Origin of the sequence: Nocardiopsis sp. L17-MgMaSL7 (assembly GCF_003182025.1) — a bacterium.
Taxonomy (GTDB): domain Bacteria; phylum Actinomycetota; class Actinomycetes; order Streptosporangiales; family Streptosporangiaceae; genus Nocardiopsis; species Nocardiopsis prasina.
In genome coordinates, this window is the sequence record NZ_QGTF01000002.1 from 472923 (window position 1) to 491826 (window position 18904).

General features: G+C 68.7%; 16 protein-coding genes and 2 tRNA genes. 6 read left to right on the forward strand and 12 right to left on the reverse strand.

Annotation, left to right across the window (positions count from 1 at the left end; translation table 11 throughout):
• Positions 1 to 94: 94 nt before the first annotated feature.
• Positions 95 to 1357 carry a hypothetical protein gene (locus BDW27_RS04770; protein WP_110048361.1) on the forward strand — a complete coding sequence of 421 codons (1263 nt, stop codon included), beginning with the start codon at positions 95 to 97 and terminating at the stop codon, positions 1355 to 1357.
• A 77-nt stretch (positions 1358 to 1434) separates the two neighbouring features.
• Complete coding sequence (locus BDW27_RS04775; RefSeq protein WP_110048362.1) at positions 1435 to 1686, forward strand: hypothetical protein; 252 nt, start codon at positions 1435 to 1437, stop codon at positions 1684 to 1686.
• A gap of 48 nt (positions 1687 to 1734) precedes the next feature.
• Here BDW27_RS04775 and BDW27_RS04780 read toward each other — a convergent pair whose 3' ends face one another.
• The 4 genes from BDW27_RS04780 to BDW27_RS04795 form a co-directional block, all read right to left on the reverse strand.
• Positions 1735 to 3099 (reverse strand): LVIVD repeat-containing protein, encoded by a 1365-nt coding sequence (locus BDW27_RS04780; RefSeq protein WP_110048363.1) that lies wholly within the window; start codon positions 3097 to 3099, stop codon positions 1735 to 1737.
• 94 nt (positions 3100 to 3193) lie between these two features.
• Entirely contained in the window at positions 3194 to 4612 is a 1419-nt protein-coding gene (locus tag BDW27_RS04785; RefSeq protein WP_110048364.1) for an LVIVD repeat-containing protein, read from the reverse strand.
• A 135-nt stretch (positions 4613 to 4747) separates the two neighbouring features.
• Entirely contained in the window at positions 4748 to 6157 is a 1410-nt protein-coding gene (locus BDW27_RS04790) for an LVIVD repeat-containing protein (RefSeq protein WP_110048365.1), read from the reverse strand.
• A gap of 184 nt (positions 6158 to 6341) precedes the next feature.
• Entirely contained in the window at positions 6342 to 7700 is a 1359-nt protein-coding gene (locus BDW27_RS04795; protein ID WP_110048366.1) for an LVIVD repeat-containing protein, read from the reverse strand.
• Between the two features lie 251 nt (positions 7701 to 7951).
• Here BDW27_RS04795 and BDW27_RS04800 point away from each other — a divergent pair, with 251 nt between their 5' ends.
• Entirely contained in the window at positions 7952 to 8662 is a 711-nt protein-coding gene (locus BDW27_RS04800) for a DUF305 domain-containing protein (RefSeq protein ID WP_017545195.1), read from the forward strand.
• A 149-nt stretch (positions 8663 to 8811) separates the two neighbouring features.
• On the opposite strand, the gene clpX is transcribed toward BDW27_RS04800, so the two are convergent.
• The 5 genes from clpX to BDW27_RS04825 all read right to left on the reverse strand — a co-directional run bounded on the left by clpX (position 8812) and on the right by BDW27_RS04825 (position 13725).
• The gene (gene clpX / locus BDW27_RS04805; protein ID WP_017545194.1) at positions 8812 to 10095 is read right to left on the reverse strand and encodes an ATP-dependent Clp protease ATP-binding subunit ClpX; all 1284 of its coding nucleotides are present in this window, start codon (positions 10093 to 10095) and stop codon (positions 8812 to 8814) included.
• 295 nt (positions 10096 to 10390) lie between these two features.
• Complete coding sequence (locus tag BDW27_RS04810) at positions 10391 to 11047, reverse strand: ATP-dependent Clp protease proteolytic subunit (protein ID WP_017545193.1); 657 nt, start codon at positions 11045 to 11047, stop codon at positions 10391 to 10393.
• A gap of 58 nt (positions 11048 to 11105) precedes the next feature.
• On the reverse strand, positions 11106 to 11654 hold the full coding sequence (locus tag BDW27_RS04815; protein WP_082206236.1) for a ClpP family protease: 549 nt from the start codon (positions 11652 to 11654) through the stop codon (positions 11106 to 11108).
• Between the two features lie 316 nt (positions 11655 to 11970).
• Positions 11971 to 13422 (reverse strand): trigger factor, encoded by a 1452-nt coding sequence (tig, locus tag BDW27_RS04820; protein WP_110048367.1) that lies wholly within the window; start codon positions 13420 to 13422, stop codon positions 11971 to 11973.
• Positions 13423 to 13650: 228 nt separating this feature from the next.
• Positions 13651 to 13725 (reverse strand) — tRNA-Pro (locus BDW27_RS04825).
• 116 nt (positions 13726 to 13841) lie between these two features.
• Between BDW27_RS04825 and BDW27_RS04830 the strand changes: the two genes are divergently transcribed.
• Positions 13842 to 13915, forward strand: a tRNA-Gly gene (locus BDW27_RS04830).
• Between the two features lie 525 nt (positions 13916 to 14440).
• Here BDW27_RS04830 and BDW27_RS04835 read toward each other — a convergent pair.
• Positions 14441 to 14734 carry a hypothetical protein gene (locus BDW27_RS04835; RefSeq protein ID WP_110048368.1) on the reverse strand — a complete coding sequence of 98 codons (294 nt, stop codon included), beginning with the start codon at positions 14732 to 14734 and terminating at the stop codon, positions 14441 to 14443.
• A 216-nt stretch (positions 14735 to 14950) separates the two neighbouring features.
• On the opposite strand from BDW27_RS04835, the gene BDW27_RS04840 reads away from it, so the two are divergent.
• The gene (locus tag BDW27_RS04840; protein ID WP_017545189.1) at positions 14951 to 15454 is read left to right on the forward strand and encodes an adenylyltransferase/cytidyltransferase family protein; all 504 of its coding nucleotides are present in this window, start codon (positions 14951 to 14953) and stop codon (positions 15452 to 15454) included.
• Between the two features lie 114 nt (positions 15455 to 15568).
• Complete coding sequence (locus tag BDW27_RS04845) at positions 15569 to 17431, forward strand: ABC transporter ATP-binding protein (RefSeq protein WP_017545188.1); 1863 nt, start codon at positions 15569 to 15571, stop codon at positions 17429 to 17431.
• A 46-nt stretch (positions 17432 to 17477) separates the two neighbouring features.
• Here BDW27_RS04845 and BDW27_RS04850 read toward each other — a convergent pair whose 3' ends face one another.
• Together BDW27_RS04850 and BDW27_RS04855 are read right to left on the reverse strand one after the other, a co-directional pair.
• Positions 17478 to 18008, reverse strand: a complete 531-nt coding sequence (locus BDW27_RS04850; RefSeq protein WP_110048369.1) for a (2Fe-2S) ferredoxin domain-containing protein — start codon at positions 18006 to 18008, stop codon at positions 17478 to 17480.
• Between the two features lie 20 nt (positions 18009 to 18028).
• Complete coding sequence (locus BDW27_RS04855; protein WP_110048370.1) at positions 18029 to 18895, reverse strand: M23 family metallopeptidase; 867 nt, start codon at positions 18893 to 18895, stop codon at positions 18029 to 18031.
• Positions 18896 to 18904 lie beyond the last annotated feature (9 nt).

Sequence of the window (18904 nt, forward strand, 5' to 3'; positions counted from 1 at the left end):
GGTGTACACCCGCGCCAGTGTACGCGGCCCCACCTGGGCTCCGACGCGGGGTCGGACGTACGGCAACGCACACCGCGCCGACCATACTGGGGGCATGCCCAGCTTTGACCCGATCGTCGAACCGTTCTTCTCCGAGTGGGCGGGACGCGCCCCCGGCCAGGCGCGCAGCCTGGACCGCGCGGCCGCGCTCCTGGCCGAGCTGGACCTGGATCCGGCGCCGATGCCCGTGCTCGGTGTGGTGGGTTCCAAGGGGAAGGGGAGCACGGCCACCTACGCGGCGGCGACGCTGTCCGCCGCCTGTCTGCGGACCGTCCTGGTGACCGGGCCGAGCTTCCGGGGGTACCGCGAACGGATCCGGGTCGACGGGGTGTCCGTGACCGACGAGCAACTCCGCGGCCTCGGCCACACCGTGGAGGCCGCCCGGCGGTCCCTGCCCTCCCCCGGGGAGGGATACCTGGCGCCCAGCGGGATGTTCCTGGTGGCCGGGCTGCTGCACGCACGCGCGGTCGGAGCCGACGTGTGCGTCCTGGAGGCCGGCATGGGCGGCCACCGCGACGAGCTGCGCCTCCTGGGCCCGCAGGTGGTGGCGCTGGGCATGGTCTTCGCCGAGCACGTGGGGGTTCTCGGGGACACCGTGGCGGAGATCGCACGTGAGAAGACCCGCGTGGTCCACCCCGAACGCACCCGTGCGCTGGTGACCCTGCCGCAGAGCGCCGAGGTGGCGCCCGTCGTGGCCGGGACCCTGGCCGAGTCCACCCGCGAACGGCTCTCCCCGGAGGTCGTGGACCCCGCGACCGCGACCGAACCCCCCGAGGCCCTGCGGCCCCGGGGCCTGTCCGCCGCCAACGGCGTCCTGGGCACGGCCGCCGCCACCCGGATGCTGGAACTGCTGGGCAGGCCTCCGGCGACGGCCGCACGGCTCCACGAGGTCCTGGGCACCGTGAACTTGCCCGCCCGCCTGTCGGGGCACACCGTGCCCGGTTCGGCCACCGAGGTCGTGGTGGACTCCGCCATCGACCGCGTCGGCGTTGCCGCCGCGCTGTCGCACGCCCGCGACCTGTGGGGCGGTGTGGACCACGTCCTGCTGTGCCTGCCCGACCACAAGGACGTCTCCGGGGCGGTCGACGCCCTCCTGGATGTGCCGGTGACCGCCGTGCGCCTCCCGGAGGAGCACCTGCGCTTCGAGCACGCCCTCCCCGACCACTGGAACCGCGTCCGCGTCGAGGACCTCTCCCCCACCGTCCTCACGGCCCTCGGCCAACGCGTCCTCGCCCTGGGCACGGTCTACTTCACCGGTCGCGTGCTGGAGGTCCTCGACGCCCCCACCGACCGCCTCTTCGACCCGCGTCCCGCATAACCCCCACGCATACCCGCTCTTCGCGGCACGATCGGCTCGGCCTCAATGAGGCCGCTCGCAAGGAGCTGGAGGGCTTGATGGCTGTGGAGACCTACGAGTGGCAGAGCGACTTCGCCCGCAAGTACGTCGGTATCGGCCGAGAAGAAGGCCGAGAAGAAGGCCGCGCGGCTGAGGCGGCGCGCAGCGTCGTCTCGGTGCTGGAGGCACGCGGGTTCGGCGTCTCGGACGAGGTCCGCGAGCGCATCGAGGGCTGCGCGGACCTGGCGACCCTGGAGAAGTGGGTCCCCGCGGCCGTCACGGTGGACCGGCCCGAGGACCTCTTCGACTGAGACGGGGCCGGGGGCACGCGGCCCCCGACCCCTGAGCGTCGGTGACGCTTACCGGCCGGGGCGGTAGACCGGCTGGGTCTGCGGGTTGAACTCCTCGTACGTGACCCGCTCGGCCGCGCGCAGGCGCGGGTCGGTCAGCTTGAGGACGTCCAGGCCCCGGTCGATGTCGGACGAGTACACGTAGCCGTTGTAGTAGTACGTCGACCAGGTGTCGTTGTCCTGGATGTCCGGGTCGATCCGCGAGTCCGCGTCGAAGTAGCCGATCTCGCGCGGGTTGGCCGGGTCGTTGAAGTCGATCACCGAGACGCCGCCCTGGTACCAGGACTGCACGAAGTAGTCCTGGCCGGGGACCGGGATGAGCGACCCGTTGTGGGCCACGCACACCTGGTCGCCCTGGTGGCGGTCGATCTTGAAGTAGCTCGCGAACTCCAGCGCGGAGTCCGCGCCCTCACCGTCGAGGGTGTAGATGGCGTTGGCGCCGCGCTCCGGGCCGATCTCCTCGGTGCACGTGGGCGCACCGCCGCCGCCGAGCTCGTCGGTGAACAGCACCGTGCGGGCGTCGTTGGTGAAGGTCGCCGAGTGCCAGAACGCGAAGTTGTCGTCCTGGACCACCTCGGTGACCACCGGCGAGGCCGGGTCCGAGATGTCCATCAGGATGCCGTCGCCCATGCAGGCGCCGGCGGCGATGTCCTTGGACGGGAACACCGTGATGTCGTGGCAGCCCGTGGTGGTGCGGTGGCCGCCGTCCGGGAAGAGCACCGGCTCGTTGACCAGGAACGCCTCCGAGGGCGCGTCGAGCGGCACCTCGATGACGCCGATCTTGTCGTGCGGCGGCTGGCAGTTGGGGAAGTTCGCCGAGGGCGAGTACGAGGACACGTACACGTACTCGCGCTCAGCGTCACCGGGGACCAGGGTCAGGGTGTGCGAACCGCAGTCGGTGCGCACCGCCGAGACGTACTGCGGGTTGGCCTTGTCCGAGATGTCGAAGATGCGAACACCCTCGAACCCGTTCGGGTCCGTGACCGGCACGGAGGGCGCGCCGCACTCGTTGTTCGCGCGGGGGTAGTCCACGGCGAAGTACAGGAGGTCGCCGCTGACCGCGACGTCGCCCTGGCCGCCGGGGCACACCACCTCGGAGACGATCCTCGGGTCCTCGGGCTCGGAGATGTCGTAGATGACGAAGCCGTCGTAGTTGCCACCGATGGCGTAGTCGCCGGTGAACGCCAGGTCCGAGTTGGTGTTGTTGACCGCCTCGGGCTTGGGGACGTTGGCCACGAGCTCGACGTTGTCGCTGGAGATCTCGTCCGAGGGCGGCGTGTCGGCGTACGCCGCCGCCGGGCCGAGGAGCCCGGCGAACAGCGTCGCGGCCGCAGCCGTCGCCACTGCGGCGACGCGGCGCGGGGAGGTGCGCATGGGTCTGCCTTCCTGGTGGGGGTTGGGGGTGGGGGTGACAGCACGCGGGGGTGCCGCGCGTGGCTCGCGCGGCACCCCGGTGCGTCGTCGCTGGTTACCGCCCGGGGCGGTAGGCCGGCTGGGTCTGCGGGTTGAACTCCTCGTAGGTCACCCGTTCGGCCGCCCGCAGGCGGGGGTCGGTGAGCTTGAGGACGTCCAGACCGCGGCGCATGTCCGAGGAGTACACGTGACCGTTGTAGTAGTACGCGGACCAGGTGCTGCCGTTCTCGATGTCCGGGTCGATCCGGTTGTCGGGGTCGAAGTAGCCGATCTCGCGGGGGTTGCTGAGGTCGTTGAAGTCGATGATCGAGATGCCGCCCTGGTACCAGGACTGCACGAAGTAGTTCTTCCCAGGAACCGGGATGAGCGACCCGTTGTGCGCGACACAGGACTGCTGGTCGCCCTGGTGGCGGTCGATCTTGAAGTAGCTCGCGAACTCCAGGGCGTGGCCGCCGTCAGCGGTCTCGTCCAGGGAGTAGATGGCGTTGGCGCCGCGCTCGGGGCCGATCTCCTCGGTGCAGGTGGCCGCACCGCCACCACCGAGCTCGTCGGTGAACAGGACGGCCTCGGCGTTGTTGGTGAAGGTCGCCGAGTGCCAGAACGCGAAGTTCTCGTCCTGGACCACCTCGGTCACGACCGGGTTGACCGGGTCGGAGATGTCCATGATGATGCCGTCGCCCATGCAGGCGCCGGCGGCGAGGTCCTTGGCCGGGTAGACCGTGATGTCGTGGCAGCCCTCGGTGGGTCGGAGCAGACCGGGCTGGTCGTGGTTGCCGCCGTCAGGGAAGAGCACCGGCTCGTTGACGATCGCGGCCGAACCCGGGTCGTCCACCGGGACCTCGATGATCGCGATCTTGTCATGCGGCGGCTGGCAGTTGGGGAAGGTCGCCGAGGGCGCGTAGGAGGAGACGTAGACCAGTTCGGTCGCGGGGTCCGCCCCGGGCACGAGGGTCAGGGTGTGCGATCCGCAGTCGGTCCGCACGGCCGAGACGTACTGCGGGTTGGCCTTGTCCGAGATGTCGAAGATCCGCACGCCCTCGAACCCGTTCGGGTCGGTGACCGGCACGGCGGGGGCGCCGCACTCGTCGTTGGCCCGGGGGGAGTCGACGGCGAAGTAGAGGAGGTCCCCGCTGACGGAGACGTCGCCCTGGCCGCCGGGGCACACCACCTCGGAGACGATCTTCGGGTCGGACGGGTCGGCGACGTCGTAGATGACGAAGCCGTCGTAGTTACCGCCGATGACGTGGTCGCCGGTGAACGCCAGGTCGGAGTTGGTGTTGCTGACCGCGTCCGGCTTGGGGACGTTGGCGAGGTGCTCGACGTTGTCACTGGTGACGCTGTCGGAGGGGGGCGTGTCGGCGTACGCCGCCGCCGGGCCGAGGAGCCCGGCGAACAGGGTCGCCGCCGCGGTCAGCGCGACGGCCGTCGCGCCTCGCAGGCCGAGTCCGGCCCGTGACGGGGGAGCAGCGGGCATGGTTTCTCCAGATCGGTTGGGGGACGGGTTGGGGGGCGGGACGCGGCGGGGCCGTGGCCGTCGGGCCACGGCCCCGCGCTCTCCCGTTTGCCCTGACTCCCCAGGAGGAGCCACCGGGAGAGGTCGTGTCGCGCGTCAGCGGCCCGGTCGGTAGCTCGGCTGCGACTGCGGGTTGAACTCGTCGTAGGTGACGCGCGCGGCGGAGCGCAGGCGCGGGTCGTCGAGCCGGATCACGTCGAGGCCCCGGGTGATGTCCGAGGAGTACACGTAGCCGTTGTAGTAGTACGCCGACCAGGAACCGCCCAGGACAAGGTTGTCCTCGTCGATCGGGTCCCGGTCGAAGTAGCCGATCTCGCGCGGGTTGGCCGGGTCGTTGAAGTCGATCACCGACACCCCGCCCTGGTACCACGACTGCACGAAGAAGTCCTGGCCCGGGACCGGAATCAGGGAACCGTTGTGCGCCACGCAGTTCTCGGTGGCGCTCTGTACGCGCGGGATCTTGTAGTAGCTCTCGAAGTCCAGTTCGGGCGCCCCGTCCGTGCCGCCGACGGTGTAGATGGCGTTGGCGCCGCGCTCGACTCCGTAGTCCTCGGTACAGATGGCGCCGCCACCGCCGCCCAGCTCATCGGTGAAGATCACGGTGCCCGCGTCGTTGGTGAACGTGGCGGAGTGCCAGAACGCGAAGTTGTCGTCCCGGACGACGTCGGTGACCACGGGGTGGGCGGGGTCGGAGATGTCCATCAGGATGCCGTCGCCCATGCACGCCCCGGCGGCGATGTCGAGCTCCGGGTAGGCGGTGATGTCGTGGCAGCCGCTGGTGTTGCGGTTGCCGCCGTCCGGGAACAGGACGGGTTCGTTGACCAGCGCGGCCTCGGAGGGGGTGTCCACGGGGATCTCGATGACCGAGATCTTGTCGTGCGGCGGCTGGCAGTTGGGGAAGTTCGCCGAAGGCGAGTACGAGGACACGTACACGTAGTCGTGCTCGCCGTCCTTGCCGGGCACCAGGGTGTTGGTGTGGGATCCGCAGTCGGTGGCCACGGCGGCGACGTAGGCCGGGTTGGCCTTGTCGGAGATGTCGAAGACGCGGATGCCCTCGAACCCGTTCGGGTCGGTGGTGGGGACGGCGGGGGCGCCGCACTCGTCGTTGGCCCGGGGGTAGTCCACGGAGAAGTACAGGAGGTCGCCGCTGACGGAGACGTCGCCCTGGCCGCCGGGGCACACCACCTCGGAGACGACCGTCGGGGACTCCGGTTCGGAGATGTCGTAGACGACGAAACCGTTGTAGTTGCCGCCGATCGCGTAGTCGCCGGTGAACGCCAGGTCGGTGTTGTAGTCACCCATGGCTTCGGACTTCGGGACGTTGGTCACGTGAGTGACGTTCGCGCTGGTCTCGGCGTCGCTCTCGAAGGGGGTCCGGTCCGCCGAGGCGGCGGCGGGGCCGAGAAGGCCCAAGGTCAGGGCGGTGGCACCGACGAGAGCGAGGCCGGTGGAGCCGCGTCGGTACCGCAAGCGTCTCGAAGGGGAGGGGCCGGGGGACGACGCCATGCGTACTCCTGATTCCTAATGGAGCGAAACAGGAAGAACGTACACAGCTCAACATCAATATGTATAGAGGGAAACAAAAGAAACATGGTTGTTTACACGGTGTCGAGCTGACCCGATCCCCCTACGCACCGTGTCCAGACGGGCCCGGTTCCGGGTGCGGCGACCACCGCCGCACCCGGTCCGGCTAGCCGTTCGGGAGCTCCGGCTGCGACTGAGGGTTGAACTCGTCCAGCACCGCCGACTCCGCCCCGTCGAACCGGGGGTCAGTGAGCGCCAGGACGTCCAGCCCGCGTTCCATGTCGGACGAGTAGACGTGCCCGTTGTAGTAGTACGCGGACCAGGATCCGGCCGTGCGCAGCTGGTCCGGGTCGAACGGGCCGCGGTCGAAGAAGCCCACCTCGACGGGCCGGTCGGGGTCGGTCAGGTCGATGACCGAGACCCCGCCCTGGTACCAGGACTGGACGAAGTAGTCCTGGCCCGGGACCGGGATCAGGGAACCGTTGTGCGCCACGCAGTTCTCGGTATCGGTCTGGTGTCGGGGCAATTTGTAGTAGCTCCGAAATTCCAGTTCGGGGCTTTCTCCCGACGTGTCCAGCGAGTAGACGGCGTTGGCACCGCGCTCGGGGCCGATCCTCTCGTTGCAGGTCGCCGAGGAACCCGAGCCGAGTTCGTCGGTGAAGACCACGTTCCTCGCGTCGTTGGTGAAGGTCGCCGAGTGCCAGAACGCGAAGTTCTCGTCCTGGACGCGCTCCACGACCTCCGGGTGGATCGGGTCCGTGATGTCCAGCAGCAGGCCGTCCCCGAGGCACGCCGCGGCCGCCAGGCCTCGGGCCGGATAGGCGGTGATGTCGTGGCAGCCGGTGGTGGTGCTGTGGCCGCCGTCCGGGAACAGCACCGGTTCGTTGACGACGGCCGCCTCCTCGGGGACCTCGTGCGGCACCTCGATGACGGAGATCTTGTCGTGCGGCGGCTGACAGTTGGGGAAGACCTCCGCGGGCGAGTAGGAGGACACGTAGACCACGTCGCTTCGCCCGTCCGCGCCCGGCACCAGGGTGTTGGTGTGGGAACCGCAGTCGGTGGCCACGGACGCGACGTACCGCGGGTTCGCCTTGTCCGAGATGTCGAAGATCCGCAGCCCCTCGAAGGCGTCGGCCTCCGTGGCCGGGGCGGACGGTGCCCCGCACTCGTCGTTCGCCCGCGGGTAGTCCACGGAGAAGTACAGGAGGTCCCCGCTGACCGAGACGTCGCCCTGGCCGCCGGGGCACAGCACCTCGGAGACGATCGTCGGGGACTCCGGTTCGGAGATGTCGTAGACGACGAAACCGTGGTAGTTGCCCCCGATCACGTAGTCACCGGAGAACGCCAGATCGGAGTTGGGCGACCTGGCCAGCGTCTCCGGCTTGGGCACGTTGGCCAGGTGCACCACGCCCCCGCCGGTGGTCACACCGTCGTCAGCGCTGGCGCCCGGGACCGCGAGCCCGGCCGCCGCGACCAGCGAGGCGACCGCGACCGTTCCTCTGCGCCGTCCCGTTACCGAAGCCATGCACCCACCCCCGAAAACCACCCAAAGAAGTCACTTGACTACAATGGGTTGTACCCTCATTGTCATACACAAGCCAGACGAAACGCCGAGAACGGACACCGCAGGGAGTTCACGAACGGACACGACCGCCCCGACACACCCGCGGCACTGGACAAAACACCCTTCGAGTGAGTAGAAAACCCGCAGGACGTCGGGTCAGCCGACACCGGCGGGCACCCGGCCCGCCGACCCCCACCCCTGGAGGAGACCTCGTGCGTCGCCTGGCACTCGCAGCCGGAACCGCCCTCGTGCTGCTCGGAGTCTCGGCCTGTACCGGTGACGAGGAACAGCAGTCCGCCAACGTCATCGCCCCCGGCGCCCCCGGGGAGGACTCGACCCCGGCCACCGCGGACCAGATCGCCGCCCTCGCCGAGGAGCAGGGCCACAACGAGGCCGACGTCACCTACCTGGTGAAGATGATCGAGCACCACCGCCAGGCGCTGGAGATGACCGACCTGGTCGAGGACCGCTACCAGCGCGACGGCATCGAGCGCATCGCCGACCGCATCGCGGCCGCCCAGGGCCCCGAGATCTCCGCCATGGAGAGCTGGCTGGAGGTCAACGTCTTCGGCCCCGCCCGCGAGAACCCGGCCCACCAGAACTTCTGCGGCCTGGAGGGCGACGGCAGCCACCACTCCACCGAGGACGCCGTGGTCGCCTGCGACCTCCAGGTGGACCACGACGACATGGAGGGCATGGTCTCCGACGAGGACATGGGCCGCCTCGCCGACGCCGAGGGTGACGACTTCGACCAGCTCTTCGTGGAGCTCATGACCGCCCACCACGCGGGCGCGGTCACGATGGCGGAGGAGGCGATGGCCGAGGGCAAGGACCAGGAGGTCCTGCGGATGGCCAACGACCTCATCGCCGAGCAGAACACCGAGATCGCCCGTATGGAGGGGGTTCTCGAGGGCGGGGAGTGACCGGGCCGAACCCGGGCAGCGCCCGGCTCCCGCCCAGGTACGAGAAGCCCAGGCACGGGAAAGGGCGCCCTCCCCGTGGGGAAGGGCGCCCCTGAGCCCTCAGCGCTCCGCCGCTCGGCGTCAGCCGCTCGCGGCGGCCGGTCCGGCGGTCAGGCCGACTTCTCCTGACGACCGCCCTCGTCCGCCTCCAGCTGGGCGCGCGGCACGATCGTCGGGTTCACGTGCTGCTCCACCGACTCACGGGTGATGATCACCTGGCCGACGTCCTCCCGGCTGGGCACCTCGTACATCACCGAGAGCAGGACCTCCTCGATGATGGCGCGCAGACCACGGGCTCCGGTCCCCCGGATGATGCCCTGCTCGGCGATGGCCTCCAGGGCGTCCTGGGTGAACTCCAGCTCGACGTTGTCCAGCTCGAACAGCCGCTGGTACTGCTTGACCAGGGCGTTGCGGGGCTCGGTGAGGATCTGGATCAGCGCGGCCTTGTCCAGGTTGTGCACGCTGGTGATCACCGGCAGACGACCGATGAACTCCGGGATCATCCCGAACTTCAGCAGGTCCTCCGGCATGACCTCGCCGAACAACGCGGTCCCGGCCATCTCGCTCTTGGGCCGCAGCGTGGCGTTGAAGCCCATGCCCTGCTGCCCGGTGCGGGACTCGATGATCTTCTCCAGACCCGCGAAGGCGCCACCGCAGATGAACAGCACGTTGGTGGTGTCGATCTGGATGAACTCCTGGTGCGGGTGCTTGCGGCCGCCCTGGGGGGGCACGCTCGCGGTGGTCCCCTCCAGGATCTTCAGCAGCGCCTGCTGGACACCCTCGCCGGAGACGTCACGCGTGATCGACGGGTTCTCGCTCTTTCGGGCGACCTTGTCGACCTCGTCGATGTAGATGATGCCGGTCTCGGCCTTCTTGACGTCGTAGTCAGCGGCCTGGATCAGCTTCAGGAGGATGTTCTCGACGTCCTCGCCCACGTAGCCCGCCTCGGTGAGGGCGGTGGCGTCCGCGATGGCGAAGGGGACGTTGAGGATCTTCGCCAGGGTCTGTGCCAGCAGGGTCTTGCCCGAACCGGTCGGCCCCAGCAGGAGAATGTTCGACTTGGCGATCTCGACGTCCTCGTCACCGGGACGGTCGGTCTCCGAGCGCACTCTCTTGTAGTGGTTGTACACCGCCACCGAGAGAGCCTTCTTCGCCTGCTCCTGACCGATCACGTACGAGTCCAGGAAGTCGAAGATCTCCCGGGGCTTGGGAAGGGAGTCCCACGTGAGCTCGGTGGCGTCGGCGAGTTCCTCTTCGATGATCTCGTTGCACAGATCGATGCACTCATCGCAGATGTACACGCCGGGGCCAGCGATGAGCTTCTTCACCTGCTTCTGGCTCTTACCGCAGAATGAGCACTTCAGCAGGTCCCCGCCGTCGCCGATGCGTGCCACCCAGCCACTCCTCAAAACTAAGGCCGCCCCGTTCCGGGCGTACGCGGCGCCGAACGGACGGAAGGACTCGACTCCCGTGTGTCCGTTCGCAACAGCCAGCCACGAACGGGGCGATCTGTGTGTCGCTCTCCGCCAGACTAAGCGAAAAACCGGACCGGCTTCACCACCGGGCTGTCCCAGGCGGGTCAGAAACCGGACCGGTGAGTACTTCGTGGCGCCGGATTCCCCCCGCCGGGGCGCTCCTCGCGTTCGCGAGACGCCCCGGCCGGGGAGGACACGGCAGCCGTTGTCCCCGTTACTTCAGGGAGGCCTTGCGGTAGGGCAGGACGAAGTCGATGAGACCGTACTCCACTGCCTCCTCGGCGGTGAGGATCTTGTCCCGCTCGATGTCCTTCGAGACCTGCTCGTGGGAGCGACCCGTGTGCTTGGCCAGAGTGGTCTCCAGCTGCGTACGGATACGGGTGATCTCGTTGGCCTGGATCTCGATGTCGCTGGCCTGACCGTGCATACCCTCGGTCGCGGGCTGGTGGATCATCATCCGGGCGTTGGGCAGGGCACCACGCTTGCCCTTGGTGCCGCCCGCCAGCAGGATCGCGGCGGCCGACGCGGCCTGTCCGATGCACACCGTCTGGATGTCGGGGCGCACGAACTGCATGGTGTCGTAGATCGCCATGAGGGAGGTGAAGGAACCGCCCGGCGAGTTGATGTACATCTGGATGTCCCGCTCGGAGTCGAGCTGCTCAAGGGTGATGAGCTGGGCCATCAGATCGTTGGCCGAAGTGTCGTCGATCTGGACGCCGACGAAGATGATCCGCTCTTCGAAGAGCTTGTTGTACGGATTCATCTCCTTGACGCCGTACGACGTACGCTCCACGTAGGACGGCAGGACGTAGCGGCTCTGGGGAGCCATCGAGGCCGCGCCGCCGATGAGACTGGGGTTGAACTCGGTCATTTCACGCCTTCCACGCACTGCGCCGATTCATGGACTGGGCCAGGTCAGCTCAGGACTGTCAGCTGGTCACGTCGAGCGTGCCCTCGAGCACCTCGTCGATGAAGCCGTACTCCTTGGCCTCCTGAGCCGTGAACCAGCGGTCCCGGTCGGCGTCCTTCTCGATCTGTTCGACCGACTGCCCGGTGTGCTCGGAGATCTTCTGGATGAACATCTTCTTCACGTAGAGCAGCTGGTCAGCCAGGATCCGGATGTCGGAGGCGGTGCCCCCGATGCCACCGGACGGCTGGTGCATCATGACGCGGGTGTGCGGCAGCGCGTAACGCTTGCCGGGCGCACCGGCGCACAGGAGCATCTGGCCCATCGACGCGGCCATACCGATACCCACGGTGCGCACGTCGTTGGGGATGTACTGCATGACGTCGTAGATCGCCATACCCGCCGTCACGGATCCACCCGGCGAGTTGATGTACATCGTGATGTCCCGCTGGCGGTCCTCTGCGGACAGCAGCAGGAGCTCACCGACGAGGCGGTTGGCGATGTCATCGTCGACCTGCTGGCCGAGGAACACGATTCGCTGGCGCAACAGGCGCTGAGGCGTCTGCTCAATAAAAGGGGAAAGCTGCTGATCCGACGTACGAGCGTCGAATCGCTGGGACTCATCAAAGGTCGGCGGCACTCTCGTCACCTGCTCCGGAATCGAAACGGTTGCGATACAGCGACACTAACGCCGACAGACGCCAGGCTCGTCCGGATACCGTCCCTGTTCGCTTTGAGCGCAGGGTGCGGCCGGTCGGGAACACACCCTTTCTCCTGACAGCGAACAACGCGCCAGGAACGGAAGGGAAAGGGCCCCAGCCGTCCCGTTACGGGTCGGCCAGGGCCCCTGAGAGCCATGGTGCCTCGCGGCGCCGTGAAGCCTCGGACTACTTGGAGTCGGCCTTGTCGGCGTCCTCGTCGGCTTCGGCGGCCTCAGCGGTCTCCTCGGCCTTGTCAGCCTCGGCGACCTCGGCGGAGGCAGCGGCAGCGGCCTTGACGGCCTCAGCCAGAGCCTGGTCGTCGGTGGCCTCGACGATCTCCTGCTCGACGACGTTGCCGTCCTCGTCGGTCACCTTGGCACCGGCCAGGACGACGTCCATGGCCTTGCCGCGGACGACCTCGGTGAAGGCGACGCGGATCTGGTTCGACTCGACCAGGTGCTGGGCCAGCTGGTCCGGGCTCACGCCCATGCGCTGGGCCTGCTCGAACACGTACTGGCTGAGCTCACCCTGGTCGGCGCTGAGGTCCTCCTGGAGGGCCAGCTGGTCGAGGATGAAGCCGGCCTTGACCGCCGAGTTGGCGCCGGTCTTCAGCTCCTCCTCGAACTCCTCCTCGGTCTTCTCCTGCGACTCGAGGTAGGCCTCCTTGGTCAGACCGCTCTGGGCGAGCTGCTGCTCAAGGCTCTGACGACGGCGGTTGATCTCCTCGTCGACCACCGCGTCGGGCAGCGGGATCTCGACGGACTCGATCAGCTTCTCGAGCGCCTTGTCACGGGCGGCGGAGAGCTGCTGCATGCGACGGACGTCGGCCATGCGCTTGCGCACGTCGTCACGCAGCTCGTCGATGGTGTCGAACTCGGAGGCCAGCTGGGCGAACTCGTCGTCCAGTTCCGGCAGCTCCTTCACCTTCACCGAGTGCACGGTGACGGTGACGTCCGCCTCCTTGCCCTCGTGCTCACCACCGACGAGGGTGGTCTTGAAGGTGGCCTCGCCACCGGACTCCATGCCGCGCAGGGTCTCGTCGAGGCCCTCCAGCATGGTGTTGGTGCCGACCTCGTAGGAGTAGCCGCTCACGGCGACGTCCTCGAGCTTCTCACCGTCGATGGCGGCGACCAGGTCGATGGAGAGGTGGTCACCGTCCTCGACGGGACGGTCGGCGCCAACCAGGGTGGAGAAGCGCTCGCGCAGGGTGCCGATCTGCTCGTCGATCTGCTCGTCGGTGACGGTCGCGCTGTCGACGGTCACCTCGATGCCCTTGTAGTCCTTCACCTCGAACTTGGGTCGGATGTCGACCTCGGCGGTGAAGGCGAGCTCGTCGTTGTCCTCCAGCTTGGTGACCTCCACGTCGGGCTGGCCGAGCGCGAAGATCTCCTCCTTCTGGATGGCTTCGTTGTAGAGCTCCGGAACGGCGTGGTTGACCGCTTCGCTGATCACCGCGCCACGGCCGACGTAGCGGTCGATCAGCCGCGCCGGTGCCTTGCCCGGGCGGAAGCCCTTGATCCGAACCTGCTTGGCGAGCGACTTGTAGGTCACGTCGAAAGCGTGCTCGAGCTCCTCGAAGGGCACCTCGATGGTCAGCTTGACCCGGGTCGGGCTGAGCTCCTCGACATCGGTCTTCACGGGGCGGTACTCCTAGGTTTGCCGGCTGGTGTCCGCGTCGGCCCGCAGGCGCACCACACGAACGGCGTATGCACGCGCGCACCCCCGGTCGGTGATGACCACGTTCCTTCGGGGTGCCCTGCGACGGGCTGGGACTTACAGTTTCCTGCTGATCGCACCAAGTCTAGGGCAGACAGACAGGGGGCCACGGCGCACGGCCCGAAGGCCGAACCGCCGCGGACGGTTTCGTCGGGGTGGCGGGATTCGAACCCGCGGCCTCATGCTCCCAAAGCATGCGCGCTAACCAAGCTGCGCTACACCCCGTCACCCGGCGCGGACACACGACCCGAAAACGGGTGTGCGACCAACGCCCCAGAGACTGTACTCTTGTCTCCATCGGCTCCACGAGTCTAGAGGAAACTCAGGGGCTCCGATGCCACGCGGGCGTAGTTCAATGGTAGAACCCCAGCCTTCCAAGCTGGTCATGCGAGTTCGATTCTCGTCGCCCGCTCCACTCGAAGCGAGCTGTGTGCCTGTCGGCACCAGCTCGTTTCGCCGTTCCACCCGGGGGACGACCCCCGAAACCCCGCACCACTCGAAGCGAACCGTGCGCCCATCCGCACCAGCTCGTTTCGCCGTTCCACCCGGGGGACGACCCCCGAAACCCCGCACCACTCGAAGCGAACCGTGCGCCCATCCGCACCAGCTCGTTTCGCCGTTCCACCCGGGGGACGACCCCCGAAACCCCGCACCACTCGAAACGAACCGTGTGCCCATCCGCACCAGCTCGTTTCGCCGTTCCACCCGGGGGACGACCCCCGAAACCCCGCACCACTCGAAACGAACCGTGCGCCCATCCGCACCAGCTCGTTTCGCCGTTCCACCCGGGGGACGACCCCCGAAACCCCGCACCACTCGAAACGAACCGTGCGCCCATCCGCACCAGCTCGTTTCGCCGTTCCACCCGGGGGACGACCCCCGAAACCCCGCACCACCGAACCCGGAAGAGTCGGCGGCACAGGGGTTCCGGACCGCTCCCCTAGCCTCCGGGAACGATCCGCTCGGCCACGGTGACGCGGAAGTGGAACTCGGTCGTGGCACCGTCCACGTTCACGACGTACTCGTCGGGAGAGACCCGGTAGGCCTGACGGTCCCGCTCCGCCCACGGGTGGCCCGGAACATGCGCCGCTGTCAGGCGAAGGGCCTCCGCCCTGGCTTCCTCCCGGTCGTCGAAGCTGGCGTTGCGCTGGCCACCGGGCGCCGACGGAACCAGCCCCCAGCGTTGGCGTTCACCGCTCCCCAGGATCTCCTCGATCAGCACCGTCCACGACATGGACACCTCTTCCTCTCGTCCTCGATTCCTCGTGATGGGACTCACCCCCGACGGCCGCGGTTCCCGGTGACGTGGCCCACACCCACAGAACACTGTTCGGTTTCACCTCGCCACGAAGCGGAATACCGGCCTCAAGCGGGTACGTTGACCTTTCGGGCGGACCCGTCGGCACGACCTGGAACGGGCGCCACTCGGGTTCGGTGGAACGGGGGCCAGATGACGGACACGGACGGCACGGGCGAGCAGGCGACGCCGCTGCGCCTGCTGTGGTTCCAGCGACCGGAGCCGTTGGAGCGACCGGTCGTGGTGACCGGGGTCTTCGACGTCCTGCACGTCGGGCACGTGCGCTTCCTCCAGTCCATCGCCGCCCGCGGCCTCCCCCTCGTCGTGGGGATCGAGTCCGACGAGCGCGTCCGGGCCTGGAAGGGCCCCGGACGCCCGGTCAACCCCGACGCGGAACGGTCCGAGACCATCGCCGCCCTGGGCTGTGTGGCCGGGTCCTTCGTGATCGAGGGCCCGCCCTCGGTCGCCGACTGGGCGGCCTACGCGGAACTGCTCCGGCCCCTCTCCCCCGCCGCCCTGGCCTTCACCGCCGGGGACCGCTACACGCAGGCCAAGATCCGGGGCGCCGACGCCCTGGGCGCCCAGACCTGGGAACTGCCGTTCACGCCCGGCCGCTCCACCACCGCGGCACTCGGCCGACTCGCCTCGTCCCTCTGAGGCCCCTGTTCCCACCGACGTCCCCGGCGATCCCACACCGGACCAGGGAAGCAGCGCCCTCCCTCCGGTGTTGAGGCTTGGATGGCGACGTGGTGAACGGAATCGAGGCTGCGGATGATGTCAGGGAGGCCCTCCTACAGGGCACTGGTCAACGACGGAAGCGCACGGGGGCAGGAACTGCCCCCGGGGCTCACCAGACGTGTGCTGTCCTACGCGACACCGCACTGGCGGCAGATCCTGTTCTTCCTCGCGGTGACCGCGGTGGGCGCGGCCGTGGTCGTGGCCAACCCGCTTCTCCTGCGAGCCATCATCGACCAGGGCATCATCCCGGGGAACACCTCGGTGGTGGTCTGGCTGGCCGTCGCGGCGGCCGTTCTGGCGCTCGTGGAGGGCGTCATCACCCTGACCGGACGGTGGTTGTCCTCCAGGATCGGTGAGGGCGTCATCTACCTGCTGCGCACCCAGGTGTTCTCCCACGTGCAGCGGATGCCGATCGCCTTCTTCACCCGCACTCAGACCGGGTCGCTGATCAGTCGGCTGAACACGGACGTGGTCGGCGCGCAGCGCGCCATCACCTCGGTCCTCCAGTCGGTGGTCTCCAACCTGATCAGCGTGGTGGCGGTACTCATCACCATGCTGGCCCTTTCGTGGCAGGTGACGCTGCTGGCGCTGGTCCTGGTACCGCTGTTCATCGTCCCGGCGAAGCTGCTGGGGCGCAGGCTCGCGAACATCTCCCGCGACGCGATGGACAACAACGCCGCGATGAGCTCGCTGATGACCGAGCGGTTCAATGTGGGCGGGGCCATGCTGGTCAAGCTCTACGGCAGGCCCGACGAGGAGTCCCGCACCTTCTCCGACCGAGCCGCCCGCGTGCGCGACCTCGGGGTGCGCCAGTCGGTGATCGGCGGTCTGCTGTTCACCATGCTGGCCACCATCACGGCGCTGGCCATGGCGATGGTCTACGGCGTGGGCGGTGTGCTCGCGGTGGACGGTGCCTTCGAGGTGGGCACCCTGGTGGCGCTGACCACCCTGCTGGCCAGGCTCTACGGGCCGATCACCACGCTGTCCAACGTGCACGTGGAGATCATGACGGCCCTGGTCTCCTTCGACCGCGTCTTCGAGGTGCTGGACCTGGAGCCGCAGATCAAGGAGAGCCCGGACGCGAGGCCGCTGCCCGCCGGGCCGTTGAGCGTGGAGTTCGACCGGGTGTCCTTCCGCTACCCGGGCGCCTCCGAGACGTCGGTGGCGTCCCTGGAGCTGACCCCGCAGGCCGAGGCCGCCGACGACACCCAGGTGCTGAGCGAGGTGTCCTTCCGCGCCGAGCCGGGTCAGATGGTGGCCCTGGTGGGGCCGTCCGGGGCGGGCAAGTCCACCCTCACCCACCTGGTCTCGCGGCTGTACGACCCAAGGGAGGGAGCGGTGCGGATCGGGGGCCTGGACCTCCGTGGGACCACCAGTGACTCCCTCCGGGAGGCCGTGGGCGTGGTGACGCAGGACGCGCAGCTCTTCCACGACACCGTGGGCGCCAACCTGCGTTACGCGCGGCCGGAGGCGACCGACGCGGAGCTGGAGGAGGCGCTGCGGATGGCGCGGCTCGGGGCTCTCCTGGACCAGCTGCCCAACGGCCTGGACACGATGGTCGGTGACCGCGGCTACCGCCTCTCGGGCGGGGAGAAGCAGCGCCTGGCGATCGCGCGGCTGCTGTTGAAGGCGCCGTCCGTGGTGGTCCTGGACGAGGCCACCGCGCACCTGGACTCCGAGTCCGAGGCGGCGGTGCAGGAGGCGCTGTCGGTGGCGCTGGAGGGCCGGACCTCACTCGTGATCGCGCACCGGCTGGCCACGGTCCGCGAGGCGGACCAGATCCTGGTGCTGGAGGACGGGCGGGTCCTGGAACGCGGCACGCACGAGGAGCTGTTGGAGGCGGGCGGGCTGTACACGGCCCTGTACCGCACCCAGTTCGCGTCCCAGTCGGGGTAGCGGGTTCGGGGGCGGCTCCGTCGGAGTGCTCGGCGGGGTCGCCCCCTCACGCCCTCCCAGCCTTCTCCTTCTCCTTCTCCTTCTTTTTCTTTTCGGCCTTCTTGGCCCGCTTCTTGTCCTTCTTGCTCTTCTTGTCCTTCTTGCCGGGCTCGGTGCCCCCGAGCTGCTCCGACTTCTTCTTCGACTTCTTGGGCTTCTTCGGCTTCTTGGCGTCCTTGGAGGTCACGTGCTCCTCCAGCAGGGCGGGGAGCGGGGCGATGCCGGGACCGCCGTCGAAGATCCAGTCGTCGAGCGCTTCCAGGAGACGGTTCTCGGTCATCCGGCCCAGCCAGACGGGGTTCCCTCCGGCAGCGCGGCCCTGACGGGAGGGCTGGACCACGACGACGTTGGCCTGGAAGCAGATGCCCAGGCACTTGCTGGTGCGGACCGGGACGCGGCGGGCGGCGTGGTCGTCGATGGCGCTGAGACGGGCGAGCTGCGCCTTGTGGTCGACCCCGGGCACCTTCTTGCGTGTGCCGCAGCAGCAGCCCCGACAGACCGTGAGCTTGCAGGGCGTACCGTCGATCGCGCTCACCACACCCCCTCATGAGGCTTGCCTTACCTCAGTTCAGGATATTCCTCCGGGACACCGCCCTGACCAGCACTGACGTGGTCGGTTCCGACCACCTCCACCGGCCGCCAGGTTTCGGGAAGCCCCTCGTTCTCCGGGTCACCGGCCTTCCAGCCCCTCCCCCAGACCATGGGCAGGCCCGCGGCGAACAGCGGGTGGGCCAGGTCCATGAGCTGCACCCGGACCTGGGGTTCGGTGCAGGCGCCGGAACTCCCGCACGCGGCGACGCGTTGGCCGAGCACCACGGTGTCTCCCGGGGCCACCGTGACGGAACCCCTGCGCAGGTGTCCGAGGAGCACGTGGGCGCCGCCGACGTCGATGACCACGTGGTTGCCGATCAGCCCCGAGGGTCCGCGCAGTTCGCGGAGGGTGTTCTCCACGACGGTGCCGAACAGCCACGGCCAGGAGTTGCGGCTGCGGTGGTCGCGCTGGCGGTCGTCCACCCGGACCACGGTTCCCGCAGCGGGTGCGTACACGGGGGCTCCGTAGGCCGGGAAGTCCTCCGGCGGGCGGCTGAGCGGCCGCCAGCCGATGTCCGGGCGGGTACCGTCCTCGGCGACCAGACCCAGCGCGTACGTCTGCCCGTAGGCGTGCGTGCCCTGGCTGGGGACGTGGTCCTCGGGGCTCGTCAGCGGCATCCAGCGGCCCCGCACCGGCGGGGCCAGTACGCGCGGCGCGCACCTCGGAGTGCCCAGTCGCAGGTGCACCGCGAGCGCCACCACCAGCAGCGTCCCGCCGACCCACCAGGACAGACCGAGGTAGCCGGCCAGGAGCGCGGCCATCGCCGCCCACATGAGGGGCATGCGCAGCCGGGCGAGGAGGACGGGCACGGGACGAGGAACGGATGAGGCCATGCCCCATTG

Coding starts and splice junctions, on each gene's coding strand:
- BDW27_RS04770 (WP_110048361.1), top strand. CDS start 95: ATGCCCAGCTTTGACCCGATCGTCGAACCGTTCTTCTCCGAGTGGGCG.
- BDW27_RS04775 (WP_110048362.1), top strand. CDS start 1,435: ATGGCTGTGGAGACCTACGAGTGGCAGAGCGACTTCGCCCGCAAGTAC.
- BDW27_RS04780 (WP_110048363.1), bottom strand. CDS start 3,099: ATGCGCACCTCCCCGCGCCGCGTCGCCGCAGTGGCGACGGCTGCGGCC.
- BDW27_RS04785 (WP_110048364.1), bottom strand. CDS start 4,612: ATGCCCGCTGCTCCCCCGTCACGGGCCGGACTCGGCCTGCGAGGCGCG.
- BDW27_RS04790 (WP_110048365.1), bottom strand. CDS start 6,157: ATGGCGTCGTCCCCCGGCCCCTCCCCTTCGAGACGCTTGCGGTACCGA.
- BDW27_RS04795 (WP_110048366.1), bottom strand. CDS start 7,700: ATGGCTTCGGTAACGGGACGGCGCAGAGGAACGGTCGCGGTCGCCTCG.
- BDW27_RS04810 (WP_017545193.1), bottom strand. CDS start 11,047: ATGACCGAGTTCAACCCCAGTCTCATCGGCGGCGCGGCCTCGATGGCT.
- BDW27_RS04835 (WP_110048368.1), bottom strand. CDS start 14,734: ATGTCGTGGACGGTGCTGATCGAGGAGATCCTGGGGAGCGGTGAACGC.
- BDW27_RS04840 (WP_017545189.1), top strand. CDS start 14,951: ATGACGGACACGGACGGCACGGGCGAGCAGGCGACGCCGCTGCGCCTG.
- BDW27_RS04845 (WP_017545188.1), top strand. CDS start 15,569: ATGATGTCAGGGAGGCCCTCCTACAGGGCACTGGTCAACGACGGAAGC.
- BDW27_RS04855 (WP_110048370.1), bottom strand. CDS start 18,895: ATGGCCTCATCCGTTCCTCGTCCCGTGCCCGTCCTCCTCGCCCGGCTG.